This window comes from Streptomyces sp. NPDC056161 (assembly GCF_042268025.1).
Taxonomy (GTDB): domain Bacteria; phylum Actinomycetota; class Actinomycetes; order Streptomycetales; family Streptomycetaceae; genus Streptomyces.
The window spans coordinates 61427-76833 of the sequence record NZ_JBHJUV010000024.1; the positions used below are offsets into that span (position 1 = coordinate 61427).

General features: G+C 73.5%; 14 protein-coding genes. 6 read left to right on the forward strand and 8 right to left on the reverse strand.

Annotation, left to right across the window (positions count from 1 at the left end; genetic code table 11):
* The first annotated feature begins 89 nt into the window (after positions 1-89).
* From ACFC09_RS22915 to ACFC09_RS22925, 3 genes are all read left to right on the forward strand, one after another.
* Positions 90-1505, forward strand: coding sequence for a family 2B encapsulin nanocompartment shell protein (locus ACFC09_RS22915; protein WP_376531277.1), 1416 nt, complete (start codon positions 90-92; stop codon positions 1503-1505).
* Between the two features lie 278 nt (positions 1506-1783).
* A complete protein-coding gene (locus ACFC09_RS22920) occupies positions 1784-2743 on the forward strand; it encodes an adenylyl-sulfate kinase (protein ID WP_376531280.1) in 960 nt (319 codons plus the stop codon).
* Between the two features lie 127 nt (positions 2744-2870).
* Positions 2871-3263 carry an SCO5389 family protein gene (locus ACFC09_RS22925; protein ID WP_376531283.1) on the forward strand — a complete coding sequence of 131 codons (393 nt, stop codon included), beginning with the start codon at positions 2871-2873 and terminating at the stop codon, positions 3261-3263.
* A gap of 87 nt (positions 3264-3350) precedes the next feature.
* On the opposite strand, the gene ACFC09_RS22930 is transcribed toward ACFC09_RS22925, so the two are convergent.
* On the reverse strand, positions 3351-4319 hold the full coding sequence (locus tag ACFC09_RS22930; protein ID WP_376531286.1) for a pyridoxal-phosphate dependent enzyme: 969 nt from the start codon (positions 4317-4319) through the stop codon (positions 3351-3353).
* 415 nt (positions 4320-4734) lie between these two features.
* Here ACFC09_RS22930 and ACFC09_RS22935 point away from each other — a divergent pair, with 415 nt between their 5' ends.
* Positions 4735-5001: a DUF1876 domain-containing protein gene (locus ACFC09_RS22935; RefSeq protein ID WP_376531288.1), complete on the forward strand. Its 267-nt coding sequence runs from the start codon at positions 4735-4737 to the stop codon at positions 4999-5001.
* Positions 5002-5020: 19 nt separating this feature from the next.
* On the opposite strand, the gene ACFC09_RS22940 is transcribed toward ACFC09_RS22935, so the two are convergent.
* Both ACFC09_RS22940 and ACFC09_RS22945 read right to left on the reverse strand, forming a co-directional pair.
* Positions 5021-7390: a glycoside hydrolase family 65 protein gene (locus tag ACFC09_RS22940; protein ID WP_376531291.1), complete on the reverse strand. Its 2370-nt coding sequence runs from the start codon at positions 7388-7390 to the stop codon at positions 5021-5023.
* 281 nt (positions 7391-7671) lie between these two features.
* The gene (locus ACFC09_RS22945; protein WP_376531294.1) at positions 7672-8547 is read right to left on the reverse strand and encodes a universal stress protein; all 876 of its coding nucleotides are present in this window, start codon (positions 8545-8547) and stop codon (positions 7672-7674) included.
* Positions 8548-8834: 287 nt separating this feature from the next.
* On the opposite strand from ACFC09_RS22945, the gene ACFC09_RS22950 reads away from it, so the two are divergent.
* Positions 8835-9293 (forward strand): Crp/Fnr family transcriptional regulator, encoded by a 459-nt coding sequence (locus tag ACFC09_RS22950; RefSeq protein ID WP_376531297.1) that lies wholly within the window; start codon positions 8835-8837, stop codon positions 9291-9293.
* Between the two features lie 26 nt (positions 9294-9319).
* On the opposite strand, the gene ACFC09_RS22955 is transcribed toward ACFC09_RS22950, so the two are convergent.
* Together ACFC09_RS22955 and ACFC09_RS22960 are read right to left on the reverse strand one after the other, a co-directional pair.
* Positions 9320-10333 (reverse strand): zinc-dependent alcohol dehydrogenase, encoded by a 1014-nt coding sequence (locus ACFC09_RS22955; protein WP_376531300.1) that lies wholly within the window; start codon positions 10331-10333, stop codon positions 9320-9322.
* 60 nt (positions 10334-10393) lie between these two features.
* Positions 10394-12118 carry a GAF domain-containing protein gene (locus ACFC09_RS22960; RefSeq protein WP_376531303.1) on the reverse strand — a complete coding sequence of 575 codons (1725 nt, stop codon included), beginning with the start codon at positions 12116-12118 and terminating at the stop codon, positions 10394-10396.
* A gap of 514 nt (positions 12119-12632) precedes the next feature.
* Between ACFC09_RS22960 and ACFC09_RS22965 the strand changes: the two genes are divergently transcribed.
* Positions 12633-13154 carry a pyridoxamine 5'-phosphate oxidase family protein gene (locus tag ACFC09_RS22965; protein ID WP_376531306.1) on the forward strand — a complete coding sequence of 174 codons (522 nt, stop codon included), beginning with the start codon at positions 12633-12635 and terminating at the stop codon, positions 13152-13154.
* Here ACFC09_RS22965 and ACFC09_RS22970 read toward each other — a convergent pair.
* Genes ACFC09_RS22970 through ACFC09_RS22980 form a run of 3 tightly spaced genes read right to left on the reverse strand, consistent with a single transcriptional unit; the run spans position 13130 to position 15391 of the window.
* Positions 13130-13570 carry a pyridoxamine 5'-phosphate oxidase family protein gene (locus ACFC09_RS22970; RefSeq protein WP_376531308.1) on the reverse strand — a complete coding sequence of 147 codons (441 nt, stop codon included), beginning with the start codon at positions 13568-13570 and terminating at the stop codon, positions 13130-13132. The two genes, ACFC09_RS22965 and ACFC09_RS22970, sit on opposite strands and share 25 nt — an antisense overlap.
* 60 nt (positions 13571-13630) lie before the next feature.
* On the reverse strand, positions 13631-14305 hold the full coding sequence (locus ACFC09_RS22975; RefSeq protein WP_376531311.1) for a helix-turn-helix domain-containing protein: 675 nt from the start codon (positions 14303-14305) through the stop codon (positions 13631-13633).
* 18 nt (positions 14306-14323) lie between these two features.
* Entirely contained in the window at positions 14324-15391 is a 1068-nt protein-coding gene (locus ACFC09_RS22980) for an alcohol dehydrogenase catalytic domain-containing protein (RefSeq protein ID WP_376531313.1), read from the reverse strand.
* Positions 15392-15407 lie beyond the last annotated feature (16 nt).

Here is a 15407-nt window from a genome sequence, read left to right on the forward strand (position 1 = left end):
ATCCCTCGGGGCCGTCGGCCGCGGGTAGCTGTTGGCACGGAGTGACGGCACGCACGTGGGCCGTCCGGTGCGACAGGAAAGAAGGCGTGATGTCGGTCGAGACCGAACCGGTGCCCGAAGCGGCCGCCGGAGCACGGGAGCAGCAGAGCCTCGGCACGTCCGCGGCCCGCAACCTCACGACGACGAAGAAGTCCGAGCCCCAGATGCAGGGGATCAGCTCGCGCTGGCTGACCCGCACGCTGCCGTGGGTGGACGTCCCGGGCGGCACGTACCGCGTCAACCGCCGGCTGTCGTACGTGCTCGGCGACGGCCGGCTGACGTTCGTCAAGACCGGTGCGCAGGTCCGGGTGATCCCGGCCGAGCTGGGCGAACTGCCGCTGCTGCGCGGCTTCGCCGACGGCAGCTCGCTGGAGGCACTGGCCGCGCGGTTCCAGCAGCGCGAGTACGCGGCGGGGCAGGTGATCGTGACGGCGGGCCGCCCTGCCGACCACGTGTACCTGGTCGCGCACGGCAAGGTGGAGCAGATCGGGCAGGGCCCCTACGGCGAGGAGGCGGTCGTCGCCCTGCTCGCGGACGGCGACGCCTTCGGCGGCCAGGTGCTCGCCGGGCCGGACGGCGCCTGGGAGTTCACCGCCCGCGCGGCCACGGCCACCACCGTACTGGCCCTGCCGCACGCCGCGTACCTGGAGGTGGCCGAGCGCCACGAGGCCCTGCGTACGCACGTCGAGCGGGCCCTGCGGGACAGCCGTCCGCCGGTGAACGCGAGCGGTGAGGCCGAGATCGCGCTGCGGTCGGGACACACCGGGGAGCCCGACATCCCGGGCACGTTCGCGGACTACGAGGTGGCGCCCCGCGAGTACGAGCTGAGTGTCGCCCAGACCGTCCTGCGGGTGCACTCCCGGGTGACCGACCTGTACAACGGCCCGATGAACCAGACCGAGGAGCAACTGCGCCTGGTCATCCACGAGTTGCGGGAGCGCCAGGAGTACGAGCTGGTCAACAACCGCGACTTCGGGCTGCTCCACAACGCCGATCACGACCAGCGGATCTCCACCCACTCGGGTCCGCCGACCCCGGACGACCTGGACGAGCTGCTGAGCATGCGGCGCGACACCCGCTTCCTGTTCGCGCATCCCCGGGCCATCGCGGCGTTCGGCCGCGAATGCAGCAAGCGGGGCCTGTACTTCGGCAGCATCGATCTGAACGGCCACCACCTGCCGGCCTGGCGCGGGGTGCCGCTGCTGCCGTGCGGCAAGATCCCGGTCACCGAGAGCCGCACGTCGTCGATCCTCGCGCTGCGCACCGGCGAGGACGACCAGGGCGTGATCGGCCTTCACCAGACCGGGATCCCGGACGAGATCGAACCGGGTCTCAACGCCCGTTTCATGGGCATCAACGAGCAGGCGGTGATCTCCTACCTGGTCAGTACGTACTTCTCGGCGGCGGTGCTGGTGCCCGACGCGCTCGGTGTCCTGGAGAACGTGGAGGTCTCCCGCCGCGACTGAACCGCTGCCGGACCTCTCCTCCGGGACCTCCGGGGTCACCAGAACCGCCAGGAACACCGGGTGCGCCGGGGGCGCCGGGGCCACCGGGCGCGTCCCCCCGGTCACGTCTCGCGCCGCCGTGCGGGACGACGGGGCGCCCCGGCCGTCGGCGCACACGTGCCGGGGCGCCCGAACCGGGTGCGTGCGCACCCCCATTGGCCGACCACCGATTTGACACCCGTTCCGCACCCCCACCACTCTACGCTCATGAAATCCATTTCCAATAGGAACGGCTAGTCATGCGCGTCGCATTCGTCGGCAAGGGCGGCAGCGGCAAGACGACCCTGTCGGCCCTCTTCTCCCGGCATCTGGCGCGCGCCGGCGCGCCGGTCGTCGCCATCGACGGCGACATCAACCAGCACCTGGCCCATGCCCTGGGCCTCGACGAGGAGGAACGCCTGGCGGCGGCGCCCCTGAGCGCGCGCACCGGCGAGATCAAGGACTACCTGCGGGGCACGAATCCGCGGATCCCCTCGCGCGACGCCATGGTCAAGACGACCCCGCCGGGCCGCGGCTCACGGCTGCTGCGGCTGCTCGGGGACGACGAGATCCACACCCGGCATGTCCAGGTGGTGGGCGGGGTGCCGCTCATGGCCACCGGCGCGTTCGACGAGAGCGACCTCGGAGTGGCCTGCTACCACTCCAAGCTCGGCGCCGTCGAGCTGTATCTCAACCACCTGGTGGACGAGCCCGGCGAGTACGCCGTGATCGACATGACGGCGGGCGCGGACGCCTTCGCCTCCGGTCTGTTCACCCGGTTCGACCTCACGTTCGTCGTGGTCGAGCCCACCCGCAAGAGCCTGTCCGTGCTGCGTCAGTACCGTGATCACGCGGCCGAGTTCGGCATTCCGCTCGCCGTGGTCGGCAACAAGGTCACGGGCCCGGACGACCTGGACTTCCTGCGTCGGCACGTCGGCGAGGACCTGCTCGCCCACTGCGAGCTGTCGCCCTTCGTCCGCGCCCGGGAGCAGGGCCGCGGCGCGGGCGCGCTGGAGCCGCACAACACCCTTGCCCTGGACCGGATGCGCGCGGCCGTCGACGCCCGGCCCAAGGACTGGGCGGTCTTCCAGCGGCACGCCGTCGACTTCCATCTGCGCAACGCCACCGCCTGGGCCGACGACGCCACCGGCCTCACCCTGGCCGACCAGATCGACCCGGAGTTCCGGCACGGCCCCGCGGCGATGGCCGCCTTCGCCTGACCCACAGCCCCCATCCCGCTGCCCGCTGCCCGCTGCCCGCGACGACTGGTGTCGCCCGGCCCCGCGGAACGCCACCCGGCAGCACCCAGCACATGCCGAACCAGCCCGACAGACAGGACACCTCATCATGTCGCTCGACGTCTCCCCGCAGTTGCTCGCCCAAGCCGAGAACGGCGAGGTGCGGGAGCGGGACTTCGTGGAAACGGTCCGCACGTCCCTGCCGTACGCCTACGACCTCATCGCCCGTCTGACCACCGAACTGCGCGCTGGTGACCGGGAGTTCGCCGACAACCAGACCCCGCCGCCGTCAGAGCTGGAGCGTGGGCAGTTGCTGCGGGCGTTGTCCAGCGACGCGATCCGGGGCTGCCTGGAACGGCACTTCGGCGTCGCCCTCGCGTTCCAGAACTGCCACCGTGTCGCGGTCTTCCCGCCCGGGGCCCGTGGCGGGGCGACCCACGCCCGGTTCACCTCGCCGCGCGCGCAGCTCCTCAACCAGTCGCCCGAACTGCGGGACTGCTGAGACGACGGCGGGCCGGACCGTGGTCCGGCCCGCCCGCCGCTCACGCAGCCGTCAGCCCTCAAACCTCGGTCCCTCAGCCCTCGGCCCTCAGCCGTGGAGCAGTTCCGCGAAGCGTTGGGCGCCGACGTTGCCGCCGGAGACGATGACGCCGATCCGGCGCGGCACCGGATCGATCCGGTGTGCCAGCAGCGCGGCCAGGGCGCTCGCGCCGCTCGGTTCGACGACGGTCTTCATCCGTTCGAAGGCGAACCGCATCCCCTCCCGGATCTGGTCGTCGCTCACCAGGACGATGCCGTCCAGCAGACGCCGGTTGACGGAGAAGGTGAGTTCGCCCGGGATCTCCGCGGCCTGCCCGTCGGCGATGGTGCGGGGCACCGGGATGGCGACGCGACGGCCGGCCTCCAGGGACCGCTTGGTGTCGTCACCGGCCTCCGGTTCGACGCCGACGACCCGGATCCCGGGGAACAACCCGGTGGCCGCGACCGCGCTGCCCGCGATCAGCCCGCCGCCCCCGACCGGCACCACCAGGGCGTCGAGCTCCCCCACCTCCTCGATGAGTTCGAGGGCCGCGGTGCCCTGTCCGGCGATGATGTGCGGATGCTCGTACGGGGGCACGAGTGCCAGCCCGCGGTCGGCGGCCAGCGCCGCACCGATGGCCACCCGGTCGCCGGTGTAGCGGTCGTAGGTGACGATCTCGGCGCCGTAGCCGGCGGTCGCCTCGATCTTCGAGCGCGGGGTGTCCTCGGGCATCACGATCACCGCGGTGGTGCCCAGCTCCCGGGCCGCCAGCGCGACGGCCTGCGCGTGATTGCCGGAGGAGTAGGCGGCGACGCCCTTGGCGAGCTGCTCCGGGGGCAGCCGGGAGACGGCGTTGTAGGCACCGCGGAACTTGAAGGCGCCGACGCGCTGGTAGTTCTCGCACTTCACATGGATCTCGGCGCCGACGAGCCGGTCCAGGGTGCGCGAGCGCAGTACGGGCGTGCGGTGGGCCGCGCCCGCGATCCGCGCGGCGGCGTCCCGGACGTCCTGGAGGGTGACGGGCGGGCGATCGGGCATGTGTGTACTCCGTTCCGGACGGTACGGCGAGGGCGGGGAAGGGGAGGTGGGGAGCCTGTTCGGCGTTCTTCGGCGTCGTCCGGCGTTCTTCGGCGTCGTCCGGCGTCCTTCGGCGTCGTCCGGCGTCCTTCGGTGTTGGAGAAACGCCCACGGGGAAATACTGCACCTGCCGTACGCCGGACGCCCATGGTCTGGACGGCCACGACCGGTGGAGCCTGCCGCGTGCCCTCGTCGTCCCGGGCCGTCCCGGGCCGTCCCGGGCGCAGGCGGACGCGGGACGGGCCCGACACCGTGGTCCAGCCGTCGCCCGCCCCACCGCCCGGCAGGGGCAGGGCCGGGCGGAATGGGCCGTTCGGCTCTGGACCGCCCCCGCGGACGCGCGCAGCCTGGGGAGGGAGGGGGATCGCCACGGGAGGTGGACACGGTGGAAGCCAAGCAGTGGACCGTGCAGATCTACATCACCGAGGAGGGCGACGACACGCATGCGCGTGCGGTGCTGACCACCCGCGACACGTCCCGGCTCACCGGCCGGGGCATCGCCCGCCGCAATCCGGTCGACCGGCCGATCCCGGAGGTCGGCGACGAACTGGCCGCGAGCCGGGCCCTGGAGGATCTGGCCATCCGGCTGCACGACGTGGCCGCCGACGACATCGTCGAGCTGGCGGGTCCCGTCCACCGGTGACGGTCGCCCGCCGGGCAGGTCACTGCGGGAGCACGAGCAGGAACGTCTCCCCCGGCCGCACGCCGACCGACCGGCCCGGCAGCCGGAGGTCGATCGGCGCACGGTCGGACGGCGGGACGGCGACCTCCAGCTTCCCGCACTCCAGCCGCAGCCGGATGCCCCAGTGCCCCTGGTAGCGGAGCGAGAACCCGTACGACGACAGCTGCGGCAGCGGCACCGGATCGAGCCACAGGGCTCCCTGCCGGGTTTCGAGGCCGGTCAGTCCGCGCTGGACGAGGTCCAGGGTGCCGGCCATGGCGCCGAGGTGGATGCCCTCGCCGGTGGTGCCGCCCTGGAGGTCGGCGATGTCGCCGCGGAGGGCTTCCTGGCAGAACATCCAGGCGTCCGCGCGGCGGGCCCGCGCCAGGATCCAGCCGTGGACGAGGCCGCTGAGGGTGGAGCCGTGGCTGGTGCGGCGCAGGTAGTACTCGACGGTGCGCCGCCAGGTCTCCTCGTCCAGCCGGTAGCCCAACCGGTCGAAGAGGGAACGCAGTTCGGCCGGCGAGAAGAGGTAGCCGAGCATGAGCGCGTCGGCCTGCTTGGACGCCTTGTAGCGGTTGACGGTGTCGCCCTCGGCCTCCAGGATCCGGTCCAGCCGCCGGATGTCGTCGTAACGTTTGCGGTAGCCGTCCCAGTCGAGTTCGGTGAGGTCGGCGTAGCCCTCGAACTGGCTGATCACGCCGTCGTGGAAGGGTACGTGGAGGGTGCGGGACACCTCCTCCCAGCGTTCGGGCTCGTCGTCGGCCAGGCCGATGCGATCGGCGAGTTCCCGGCGCCGCGGCTCGGGCAGGACGGCCAGCAGGTCGAGGGCGCGGCCCAGCACCCAGGCGGCCGTCACATTGGTGTAGGCGTTGTCGTCCAGGCCCGGTCGCGGTGCGTCGGGGTAGGCGTCGTGGTACTCGTCGGGGCCGACCACACCGAGGATGCGGTGCCGGCCCCGGTGGGTGTCGTGGACGGCCGAGTCCGCCCAGAAGCGGGCGATCTGCAGCAGGATCTCGGCGCCCTCGGTGTGCAGGAAATCCGTGTCGCCGGTCGCCTCGCAGTACTGCCACACGTTGTACGCCACTGCCGAGCCGACGTGCCGCTGGAGGCGGGAGTGGTCCGGCAGCCAGTGCCCGGAGCGCGGGTTGAGGTGCAACTGCTGCGTCTCCTCGCGGCCGTCGCTGCCGCTCTGCCAGGGATACAGGGCGCCCCGCCGGCCGATCGCGCGGGCCGCCGCGCGGGCCTGGCCGAGACGCCGGTGGCGGTAGCGGAGCAGGGCACGGGAGACCTCCGGGAAGTGCAGGTTCAGGTAGGGCAGGACGAACAGTTCGTCCCAGAAGACATGGCCGCGGTACGCCTCGCCGTGCAGCCCGCGGGCGGGCACGCCCACGTCCAGGTCGGCGGTGTGCGGGGAGAGTGTCTGGAGCACGTGGAAGAGGTGCAGGCGCAGGATGTGCCCCGCCCGGCCGGGGACGTCCAGGCCGGTACGGGTCCACAGCTGGTCCCAGGCCGTGCGGTGCACGGCCAGCCGCTCGTCGAACCCGGCGGCGGCCCCGAGCCGGTCGGTGGCGGCGCGCAGCGGGTCGCTGATCGCGGGATCGTGGGAGGTGTGCAGGGCCACGGTCTTGTCGACGCGGACGGTGCGGCCGGGGGTGAGGCTCAGTCGCAGCCGCTGCACGACCCGCGGCGGTTCGTGCGCCACCGCCACCGGGACGTCGGCGGTCAGGCGGGCGGCCAGACCGATCCGGATGTCCGAGCTGCGGGTGCGGCAGCGCAGCCACACCGTGTCGGGGGCGGCGGCGCCGGTGAGCACATGGGTGAGGTGGCGGCCGTCCAGTTCCCGGTAGCGGACCACGCCGGTGTTGGCGACCCCGCCGTCGAGCGCGGCTTCCACGTCGAGTTCGCCGGCGAAGCCCTCGGCCGTGAACTCGGTGCGCAGGGCCGCCAGGTGGGGATCGGCCATGTCGACGAGGCGCTGCTGGCGGACGAACAGCACCTGCCCCTCGCCGAGCCCGTAGCGGGTGTGCCGCTCCAGCAGGCCCGAGTGGAGGTGCAGGACCTGCCGGTGGTCGAGCACCGTCGCGGTGTCGGGGGTGAGCCAGTCGTCTCCTGCGGGGCAAAAGCGCAGCGGCAGCCAGTTCGGCAGGTTGACCAGGTCCTCGTTCTCGACCCGCTGTCCCGCCACCTCCGAGGTGAGCCGGTCGTAGCAGCCCGCCGCGTAGGTACCGGGGTAGTGCACGTCGTCGGCGGCGCACTCGGGCAGCGCCCCGCGGGTGGCGAAGTAGCCGTTGCCCAGGGTGCACAGCGATTCCCTGAGGCGTTCGTCAGCGGGTGCGTAGCCGTCGTACTCCCAGGTCCAGCCCGTCACTGCGGCACCCCTTCATCGAGTCCGTCAAGTCCGTCAGGTCGGTCAGGTCGGTCGAATCCGGCGAGTCCGTCGGACGCGTCCGGTCGCCCCTCCTTCTCCGTCCGGTCCTGCCGCGGAGGGCCGCCGCCCCGAGTCGAGGACCCTCTCACCCCACTGTCCGGGGATCGGGCCCGGCCCGCCACCGGCGCCGGCGGGCGGGGCGGGACGAGGCCGCGGGCGGATCGCCGGCCGCGCCGGGGAGGCCGCCGCGGCCCGCGCCGGCTCAGGGGCGCGGCGGGGTGTCACCCGGCTCGCGGTACGACGGCGACGGGACAGGCCGCATGGTGCAGCAGCGCGCGGCCCACCCGGCCGGGCCGGGGTCCGAAGCGGCCGGTCCCCTCCCCCGCTCCGACGATCACGAGGTCGGCCGCGGCCGAGCGGTGCACGAGGATCCTGCGCGCCGAGCCCTTCACGGTGGCGCTCCGCACCCGGACCCCGGGGTGGTCGGCGGTGGCGTCCCGGAGCAGCGCGTCCAGGGTGGCGGCGGCCTGCCGCTCATGGGCGCGGGCCGGATCCTCGGCCGGTGCGGGGAACTCGGCGCTCTCGTACACGGCACAGTGCCAGGCACGGACGACGTCCAGGGTGCACCTGCGCGCCTCGGCCTCACGGAACGCGAACCGCACGGCCGCCGCGCCGGTGTCCGCCGCACCCGCGCCGAGCAGGATCCGCGCATGGGTGCCGGCCAGGCCCGCCGCGTCCCCGCGGACGACGATCACGGGGCTGTGCGCGCGGGCGGCCACGGCCGGGCCGACCGCGCCGGGCAGCATTCCGGCGGGCCCGCCGCGGGCCCGTGCCCCCGTCACCACCGCGAAGGCGCGGCCGGTCTCACGCAGCAGCGCGTGCGTCGCGTCCTCGGGGACGATGTCCGTGCCGATCTCCACTCCCGGCGCGCGGCGGGCCGCCCGGTCGGCAGCGGCGGCCACGATGTGCTGCGCCGCGGTACGTCCGGCCGCGCGTCCCCGCTCGCCCACCGGCAGGGCGGCCTCGTAGCGCTCCCACAGGGAGGCGTGCACCAGGAGCAGCGGGACACCGTGGCGGACGGCCTCGGCCGCCGCCCAGTCGACCGCCAGCAGGCTCGGCTCCGAACCGTCGACACCCACGACCAGGGGCCGGGTCATCGTCGTCCCCTTCGCTCCGCGTGTCTGCGCCCGCCGGGTCGCGGGACGGCCCGGCTCGCATCGGCCGGCGGGCCGTCCGCGAGGCGCGCGGCGGCTGTTCGGGGGCGCTCCGGCCAGGGTCGCCCGGGAGCACGAGGGCGGTCCGTCCCGCACCGGGGCCGAACGACCCGGTGTCCGGTCCGGGCGGCCCGTGGTGACCGGCCGCGCCCGAGCCCACCCTGGAAGAAGGAGCCCGGCGGTGTGCGGCGCCGTCGGGCCGCGGTCTGCGGACGGAAGGAGCCGGCGCGATGACCTCCGCCACCACCCTCAACTCGGCCCTGGCGGCCGAGCATCGTGAACGACTGATGCGGATCGCCCGTGAGGTCTCCTTCGAGGCCGGCACCCGGCTGTTCGAGGAGGGCCGACGTGCCGACCGGCTGTGGATCGTACGCACCGGGACGGTCGCCCTCGACCTGCACGTGCCCGGCAGGCGCGCGGCCGTGGTCGAGTCGCTGGGCCCGGGGGAACTGATCGGCTGGTCCTGGCACTTCCCGCCGTACGTGTGGCACATGGGTGCCGAGGCGGCCACTCCGGTGCGGGCCTACGAGTTCGACGCGAGGAGCGTGCGGGCGATGTGCGCCGAGGACGCCGAATTCGGGCGGGCCGTCGCCGTCTGGGTGGGCCGGGTGATCGCCCAGCGGCTGCACGCGGCCCGCATCCGGCTCCTCGACCTCTACGCGCCCTACGGCAGCGGAGTCTGGCCCTGACCGCTCCACGCCCGTCATGGCCGGCCTCAGAACTCCAGGACGAGCCGTGCCTCGGCCCGTCCGCCGAGCACCTCGTCGAAGGCGTTGTCGACCTGCTCCAGACGGCGCGGCTCGGCGATCACCCGGGTACGGCCGGCGGCGTGCAACGCGAACACCTCGGCGAGGTCCTGCCGGGTGCCGACGACGGAGCCGAGGACGGAGATCCCGCCGAGGACCGTCTCGTGGATCGGCAGGTCCATCGAGGCGCCGCCGCCGGGCAGCGCGACCACGACCAGGCGCCCGCCGCGGCCGAGGGACCGGAATGCCTGCTCGAACGCCTGGGGCGCGGTGGCCAGGACGAGGGCCACGTCCGCGCCGCCGACCCGCTCGATCTCCTCGACCGGGTCATGGGTGCGGGAGTTGACGACGTGGTCGGCCCCGAGCTGGTGGGCCAGGCCCAGTTTGTCCGGTTCGATGTCGACGGCGCTGACGAATCCGCCGACGAGGCGCGCGTACTGCACGGCCAGGTGGCCCAGGCCGCCCGCGCCGAAGACGGCGACGCGTTCGGCGGGCACCACGGCGGCGGCCTTGATCGCCTTGTACGTGGTGACGCCCGCGCAGGTCAGCGGTGCGGCCTCGAAGGACGGCACCGCTTCGGGGACCCGGACGACCGCGCGCGCCTGGGCCACGGTGTACTCGGCGTAGCAGCCGTCCACGGTGTATCCGGTGTTGACCTGGCTCTCGCACAGCGTCTCGCGGCCGGTGACGCAGTAGCGGCAACTGCCGCAGGACGAGCCGAGCCACGGGACGGCGACGCGGCTGCCGACGAGGCCGGCGCCGACACCGGGGCCGACAGCGGTCACGGGGCCGATGCCCTCGTGGCCGGGGACGAACGGGAGCCGCGGCCTGACCGGCCAGTCGCCTCGCGCGGCGTGGATGTCGGTGTGGCAGATCCCGCAGGTCTCCATGCGCACCAGCACCTGGCCGGGGCCCGGCTCGGGCACGGGCCGCTCCTGGATCTCCAGGGGCTTGCCGAAGCCGGTGACGACCGCTGCCTTCATCTCTCCTCCTCGTCCGGCCGACGGTGGGGGTCCAGGGGCGCCCGGCACGCGCGCGTACCGCTATCCGGGAAGCGGAACCTGCCAGACCAGCGTGGCCCCGCCGCCGTCCGTCCCGGTCACCTCCAGCCACCCGCCCAGCTGTTCGGCCCGTTCGGCGAGGTTGCCCAGCCCGCTGCGCCGGCCGTCGGGCGGTATGCCCACGCCGTTGTCGGCGACCTTGAGCCGTACGTGCCGGCCGTCCGTGGTCAGCGCCACCTCGGTCCGGTCGGCGTGGGCGTGGCGGGCGACGTTGGTCAGTGCCTCGGAGAGCACGGCCACGACGTGCTCGGCCGTCTCCCGCGGCACATCGGTGTCGACCAGGCCCTCGATGCGCACGCTGGGTGCGAAGCCCAGCAACGGCGCGGCCTCCTGGGCCACCCGGACGACCCGGGCGCGAAGCCCGCCGCCACGGGGGACGTCCTCGCGGGCCCGCAGGCCGAAGATGGTGGACCTGATGATCTTGATGGTCTCGTCGAGGTCGTCCACGGCCCGCAGCACCCGCTCGGACGCCTCCTTGTGCTCGATGAACCGGCCCGCGCTCTGCAAGGTCATCCCGGTCGCGAACAGCCGCTGGATCGCCAGGTCGTGCAGGTCGCGGGCGATCCGGTCGCGGTCCTTGAGCACCGCGATCTCCTGGGCGTCCTGGCGGCGCTCGGCCAGTTCCATGGCGAGCGCGGCCTGGGCGGCGAAGCCCTGGAGCGTCTCGGTCTCCTGCGCCGAGAACAGCGACTGCCCGGACTCGCGGGCCAGCAGGACCACGCCACGCATACCGCCGCCCGTGCCGATGGGGACGGCCACGGCAGGGCCGAGGCCGTCGAACCGCGGGGGATCCTGGGAGATGCGCTCGTCGTGCGAGACGTCCGCACTGGTGACCGGGGCGGCAGCGGAGAAGGCCAACCCGATCAGGCTCTCGCCCATGGACAGCACGAGACCGCGGTGCGCCTCCGAGTCCGTCCCGACGGCGATCTCCACGGTGAACGACCCGGTGTCCGCCATCGGCATGGCGACCACGCCCAGGGCCGAACCCGTGATCTCCCGGGCGCGGTCGGCGATCACGCCCAGCGCCTGGGCCCGCTCGCTGCCCGCCATCAGGCTGTGGGTGATCTCGGCGTTGGCCTCCAGCCACCGCTCGCGCAGCCGGGACTCCTCGTACAGCCGGGCGTTGTCGATCGCGACGCCCGCCGCTACGGCCAGGGTGGACAGTACCGACTCGTCCTCCTCGTCGAACTCCGCCCCGCCGCGCTTCTCGGTCAGGTACAGGTTGCCGAAGATCTGGTCGCGGACCCGGATCGGGACGCCCAGGAAGGTGTTCATCGGCGGGTGGTTCGGCGGGAAGCCGTACGAGGCGGGGTGCTGGGAGAGCTTCGTGAGCCGCAGGGGTTCGGGGAGCCGGATCAGCTCGCCGAGGATGCCGTGCCCCTCCGGGAAGTGGCCGATCTCGGCGATCTGCTCCTCGGTGACCCCGACCGTGTGGAAGGCGGACAACCGCTTGCCGTCCGGCCCGATCACGCCGAGGGCGCCGTACTCGGCGTCGACCAGGACCACGGCGGCCTCCACGATGGAGTGCAGGGCCTGTTCGAGGTCCAGTTCCCGGCCGACCGAGAGCACCGCCTCCAGCAGACTGTGCACGCGGTCGCGGGTGCCGCGGGCCGCGTTGAGGCGGACCTGCAACTCCGCCAGCAGCTCGTCCAGCTTCAGCTGCGGCAACCGGAGGCGGGCCTCCCGGAACTCCTCGGAGCTTCCCACCGGCGTTCCTCCAGCTCCCCTCGGCTCGTGGGCACCGACCGGCCCGTCAAGTGCCACGGTAATGCTCCACCACCCGGGCCGGTACGGCATCCCGCCCCGTATCTCGGCCGGCGAACGCCCCCGCACACCGGTCACCGCCGCCCGCCCGGCGCCCACCGGCCGACCAGGGCCGGTCGGCCCTGGATGCGCGGCCGGGTATCGGCGACAGTGGAGTCAGGAGCGGCACCGGTCCCCCGCGGTGCCGCTCCGTCGTGCGGCCGCGGGCCCGGCACCGCGGGGAACGGTCCGCGAGCACCCGTCCGCTCAAACGGTCACCGGCCCGCACACGGTGACCGGCGCCGGTCGAAACGCCTGGCGCGCGGAGATCTCGCCCATTCGTGCGAAATTCGCATCCTGGGCCGAAAGACCCTAGCGGGCAGAACCGCGGGACGGTTCGAATGGCCTGTCCGAGCCGTCCGCAGCCGCCGCCTCCGGATTCCGCGAGGCGTGCGCACACCCGCCATGGGAAGCCCCGATGACCACCGAAGACGACCGACCGCGCGTGAGCGTCGAACTCGACCGCGCCGAGGCCCTGCGCCTGCTGGGCAGCGTGCCGCTGGGCAGGGTCGTCTTCACCCGGCACGCCCTGCCCACCGTCCGCCCGGTCAACCACGTCCTCGACGGCTGCGACATCGTCTTCCGCACCCACGAGGGCGCGGAACTGACCTCGTACGCCCGGCGGGCCGACGGCGCGGGCGTGGTCGTCGCCTACGAGGCCGACGCCATCGATCCGGACACCCACCTGGGCTGGAGCGTGGTGGTCACCGGCTACGCCCGGCTGGTCACCGACCCGGACGAGCTGGCCCGCTACCGGCGGCTGCCGCACCCCTGGGTCGCGCGCACGATGGACCACGTGGTCCGTATCCGCCCCGACCTGGTCACCGGAATCCGCCTCACCACGAACGGGAGTCCGCCGTCGCCGTCCGCGCCGGAGGCGAGCGGGTCGTCCGCGCCGGACGCGGGTGACGGTGCTCAGGGGGCCAGGTCCAGGCCGTAGAGCGTACGGCCGCCGACCAGTTCCCGTCCGGTGACCAGTTCCGGCGCGATGCGGACGAAGACCTCGTGCGGCGCGGGCACCCAGGAGCGCGGGCCGGTGCGGACCAGCCGTTCGTGTTCGGCCGAGTCGGTGACCACGGTGGCCGCGCCGGTGACCACCACGCTCCACCCGGACTGGGTGTCCGCGTCGACCTGGTCGGCCTCGAAGGCGACCACCGACCCGTGGATCGCCCGCACCAGCTCCGACGACGCGGAGGTGCGCAGCAGCACCGTGCCGTCGCCGTCCAGGGAGAAGTTCACGGGAAGCACCGCCGGCAGGGCGTGGTGCGTGTGGACGATGCGGCCGACGGGCACCTTCGCCAGCAGTTGCAGGCACTCCTGCCGGTTCAGTTCGCGGAATCCGTCATTGGCGTACATCTGTCGTCCCGTCCTCTCGCCTCGGTACGGGCCCGTGTCACCGGGCACGGCCGGTCCGGCTCAGACCGTGATCCGGCGGCCGGTGAGCGTGTACGGGTCGATGCACACCCACATGGCGCGTTTTCCGCCCGCCCAGGGCGTGCTGTACGCCCTCGACGCGAGCCGGCGTTCCTCGTCCGGGTCGGAGACCGTCCGGGCGTGCCCGCGCACCAGCACGCTCCAGCCCTGGCTGAACGCGTCGTCGATGTGGTCGACCTCGAAGGCGACCTGGCAGCCTGCCGCCAGCGACGGCGTGGCGCCCTGCGCGGTCCGGAAGACGATCGCGTCGTCGATGACGCTGTAGTTCACGGGCACGATCACCGGTCCGGAGGCCGTGGGCACGCCGAGCCTGCCCACGCCGTGCGACGAGAGCAGGGAACGGCACTCCTGCGGGCTCAGCTCCGTGAACTCGGGGGCGCGCGCCGCACGTCCGGGGCCCGGCGGCAGGGTGACCGTGCCGCCCGTGAGGTCGTTCACCGTGGTCTTGAGGACCTCGGCCAGCCGGGTGAGGGGGCCGGTGCCCGGAGCGGCGCCTGGATGCTCCTCCAGGTAGCGGAGGTAGCTGGGCGCCATGCCGGCGCGCGCGGCCGTCTCCCGCCGCGACAGGCCGAGCTGGGTGCGCCGGGTGGCCAGCCTGCGGCCCAGGTCGCCCAGGGGCGCGCCCTCCACCACGTTCGTCCGGGACTGCTCCGCCATGGCCGTCACGTCCTCTCGTCAGGCCGCCCGAACGGCCACTTCGTGCTGTTCCACACCGAGCACGACCTTGAGCGCGCCGGTCTCGGCGGCCCGTGCGAAGACGTCGTACGCCTCCGCCATGTGCGACAGCGGGAAGGTGTGGGTGACCAGGTGTCCGGTCGGCAGCCGGCCCGCGGCCGCCATGGGCAACAGGGTGGGGGTCGAGCGGGTGTCCACCAGGCCGGTGGTGATCGTCAGGTTCCGGTTCCACAGGTCTTCGAGGTGCAGGGTCGCGGGCCCGCCGTGCACACCGACGTTGGCCACGTGCCCGCCGGGGCGCACCATGCGGGTGCACAGCTCGAAGCTCTCGGCCACGCCGACCGCCTCGACGGCCACGTCCGCGCCGAGCCCGTCGGTCAGATCGTCGACGAGTTGCCGGGGCGCCTCACGGGCGTCCGCCACGGCGTCGGCACCGATCCGCCTGGCCGCCTCCAGCCGGTCCGGGGCCAGATCCACGGCGATGATCCGCTCGGGCGCGAACAGGCGCGCCGCGGCGATGGCCGCGAGACCGACGGGCCCGGCACCGACGACGGCGACGGTGTCCCCGGGACGCACCCGGCCGTTGAGCACGCCCACCTCGTAGGCGGTCGGGAAGACGTCGGCGAACAGCACGGCTTCGCTGCTCGGCAGCGTGCCGGGCAGCGGGTGCACGGACAGGTCCGCGTAGGGGACGCGGACGTACTCGGCCTGGGTGCCGTCGATCAGGTGGCCGAGGATCCAGCCTCCGCCGCCCCGGCACTGGCCGTAGGAGCCGTGCCGGCAGTAGCGGCAGCGCCCGCAGGCGCTGATGCAGGAGAGCAGCACCCGCTCGCCCGGCCTGACACTCCACACGTCGCCGCCGGTCTCGACGATCTCGCCGACGGCCTCGTGCCCCAGCACCGTGCCGGGGCGCACTTCCGGCACGTCGCCCTTGAGGATGTGCAGATCCGTCCCGCAGATGGTGACGGCGTCGACCCGCACGATCGCGTCGGTGGGCTCCTTGAGGGCGGGGTCCGGGACATCCTCCCAGGCGGACTGTCCGATGCCGTGGAAGACGAAGCCTTTCATGTCGCTCCTCACGTTC

What these genes read in the sequence shown, in the direction of transcription:
- ACFC09_RS22930 (WP_376531286.1), bottom strand. Translation starts at nt 4,319, where the DNA reads ATGCCCGATCGCCCGCCCGTCACCCTCCAGGACGTCCGGGACGCCGCC.
- ACFC09_RS22920 (WP_376531280.1), top strand. Translation starts at nt 1,784, where the DNA reads ATGCGCGTCGCATTCGTCGGCAAGGGCGGCAGCGGCAAGACGACCCTG.
- ACFC09_RS22915 (WP_376531277.1), top strand. Translation starts at nt 90, where the DNA reads ATGTCGGTCGAGACCGAACCGGTGCCCGAAGCGGCCGCCGGAGCACGG.
- ACFC09_RS22945 (WP_376531294.1), bottom strand. Translation starts at nt 8,547, where the DNA reads ATGACCCGGCCCCTGGTCGTGGGTGTCGACGGTTCGGAGCCGAGCCTG.
- ACFC09_RS22950 (WP_376531297.1), top strand. Translation starts at nt 8,835, where the DNA reads ATGACCTCCGCCACCACCCTCAACTCGGCCCTGGCGGCCGAGCATCGT.
- ACFC09_RS22970 (WP_376531308.1), bottom strand. Translation starts at nt 13,570, where the DNA reads ATGTACGCCAATGACGGATTCCGCGAACTGAACCGGCAGGAGTGCCTG.
- ACFC09_RS22975 (WP_376531311.1), bottom strand. Translation starts at nt 14,305, where the DNA reads ATGGCGGAGCAGTCCCGGACGAACGTGGTGGAGGGCGCGCCCCTGGGC.
- ACFC09_RS22980 (WP_376531313.1), bottom strand. Translation starts at nt 15,391, where the DNA reads ATGAAAGGCTTCGTCTTCCACGGCATCGGACAGTCCGCCTGGGAGGAT.
- ACFC09_RS22925 (WP_376531283.1), top strand. Translation starts at nt 2,871, where the DNA reads ATGTCGCTCGACGTCTCCCCGCAGTTGCTCGCCCAAGCCGAGAACGGC.
- ACFC09_RS22965 (WP_376531306.1), top strand. Translation starts at nt 12,633, where the DNA reads ATGACCACCGAAGACGACCGACCGCGCGTGAGCGTCGAACTCGACCGC.
- ACFC09_RS22955 (WP_376531300.1), bottom strand. Translation starts at nt 10,333, where the DNA reads ATGAAGGCAGCGGTCGTCACCGGCTTCGGCAAGCCCCTGGAGATCCAG.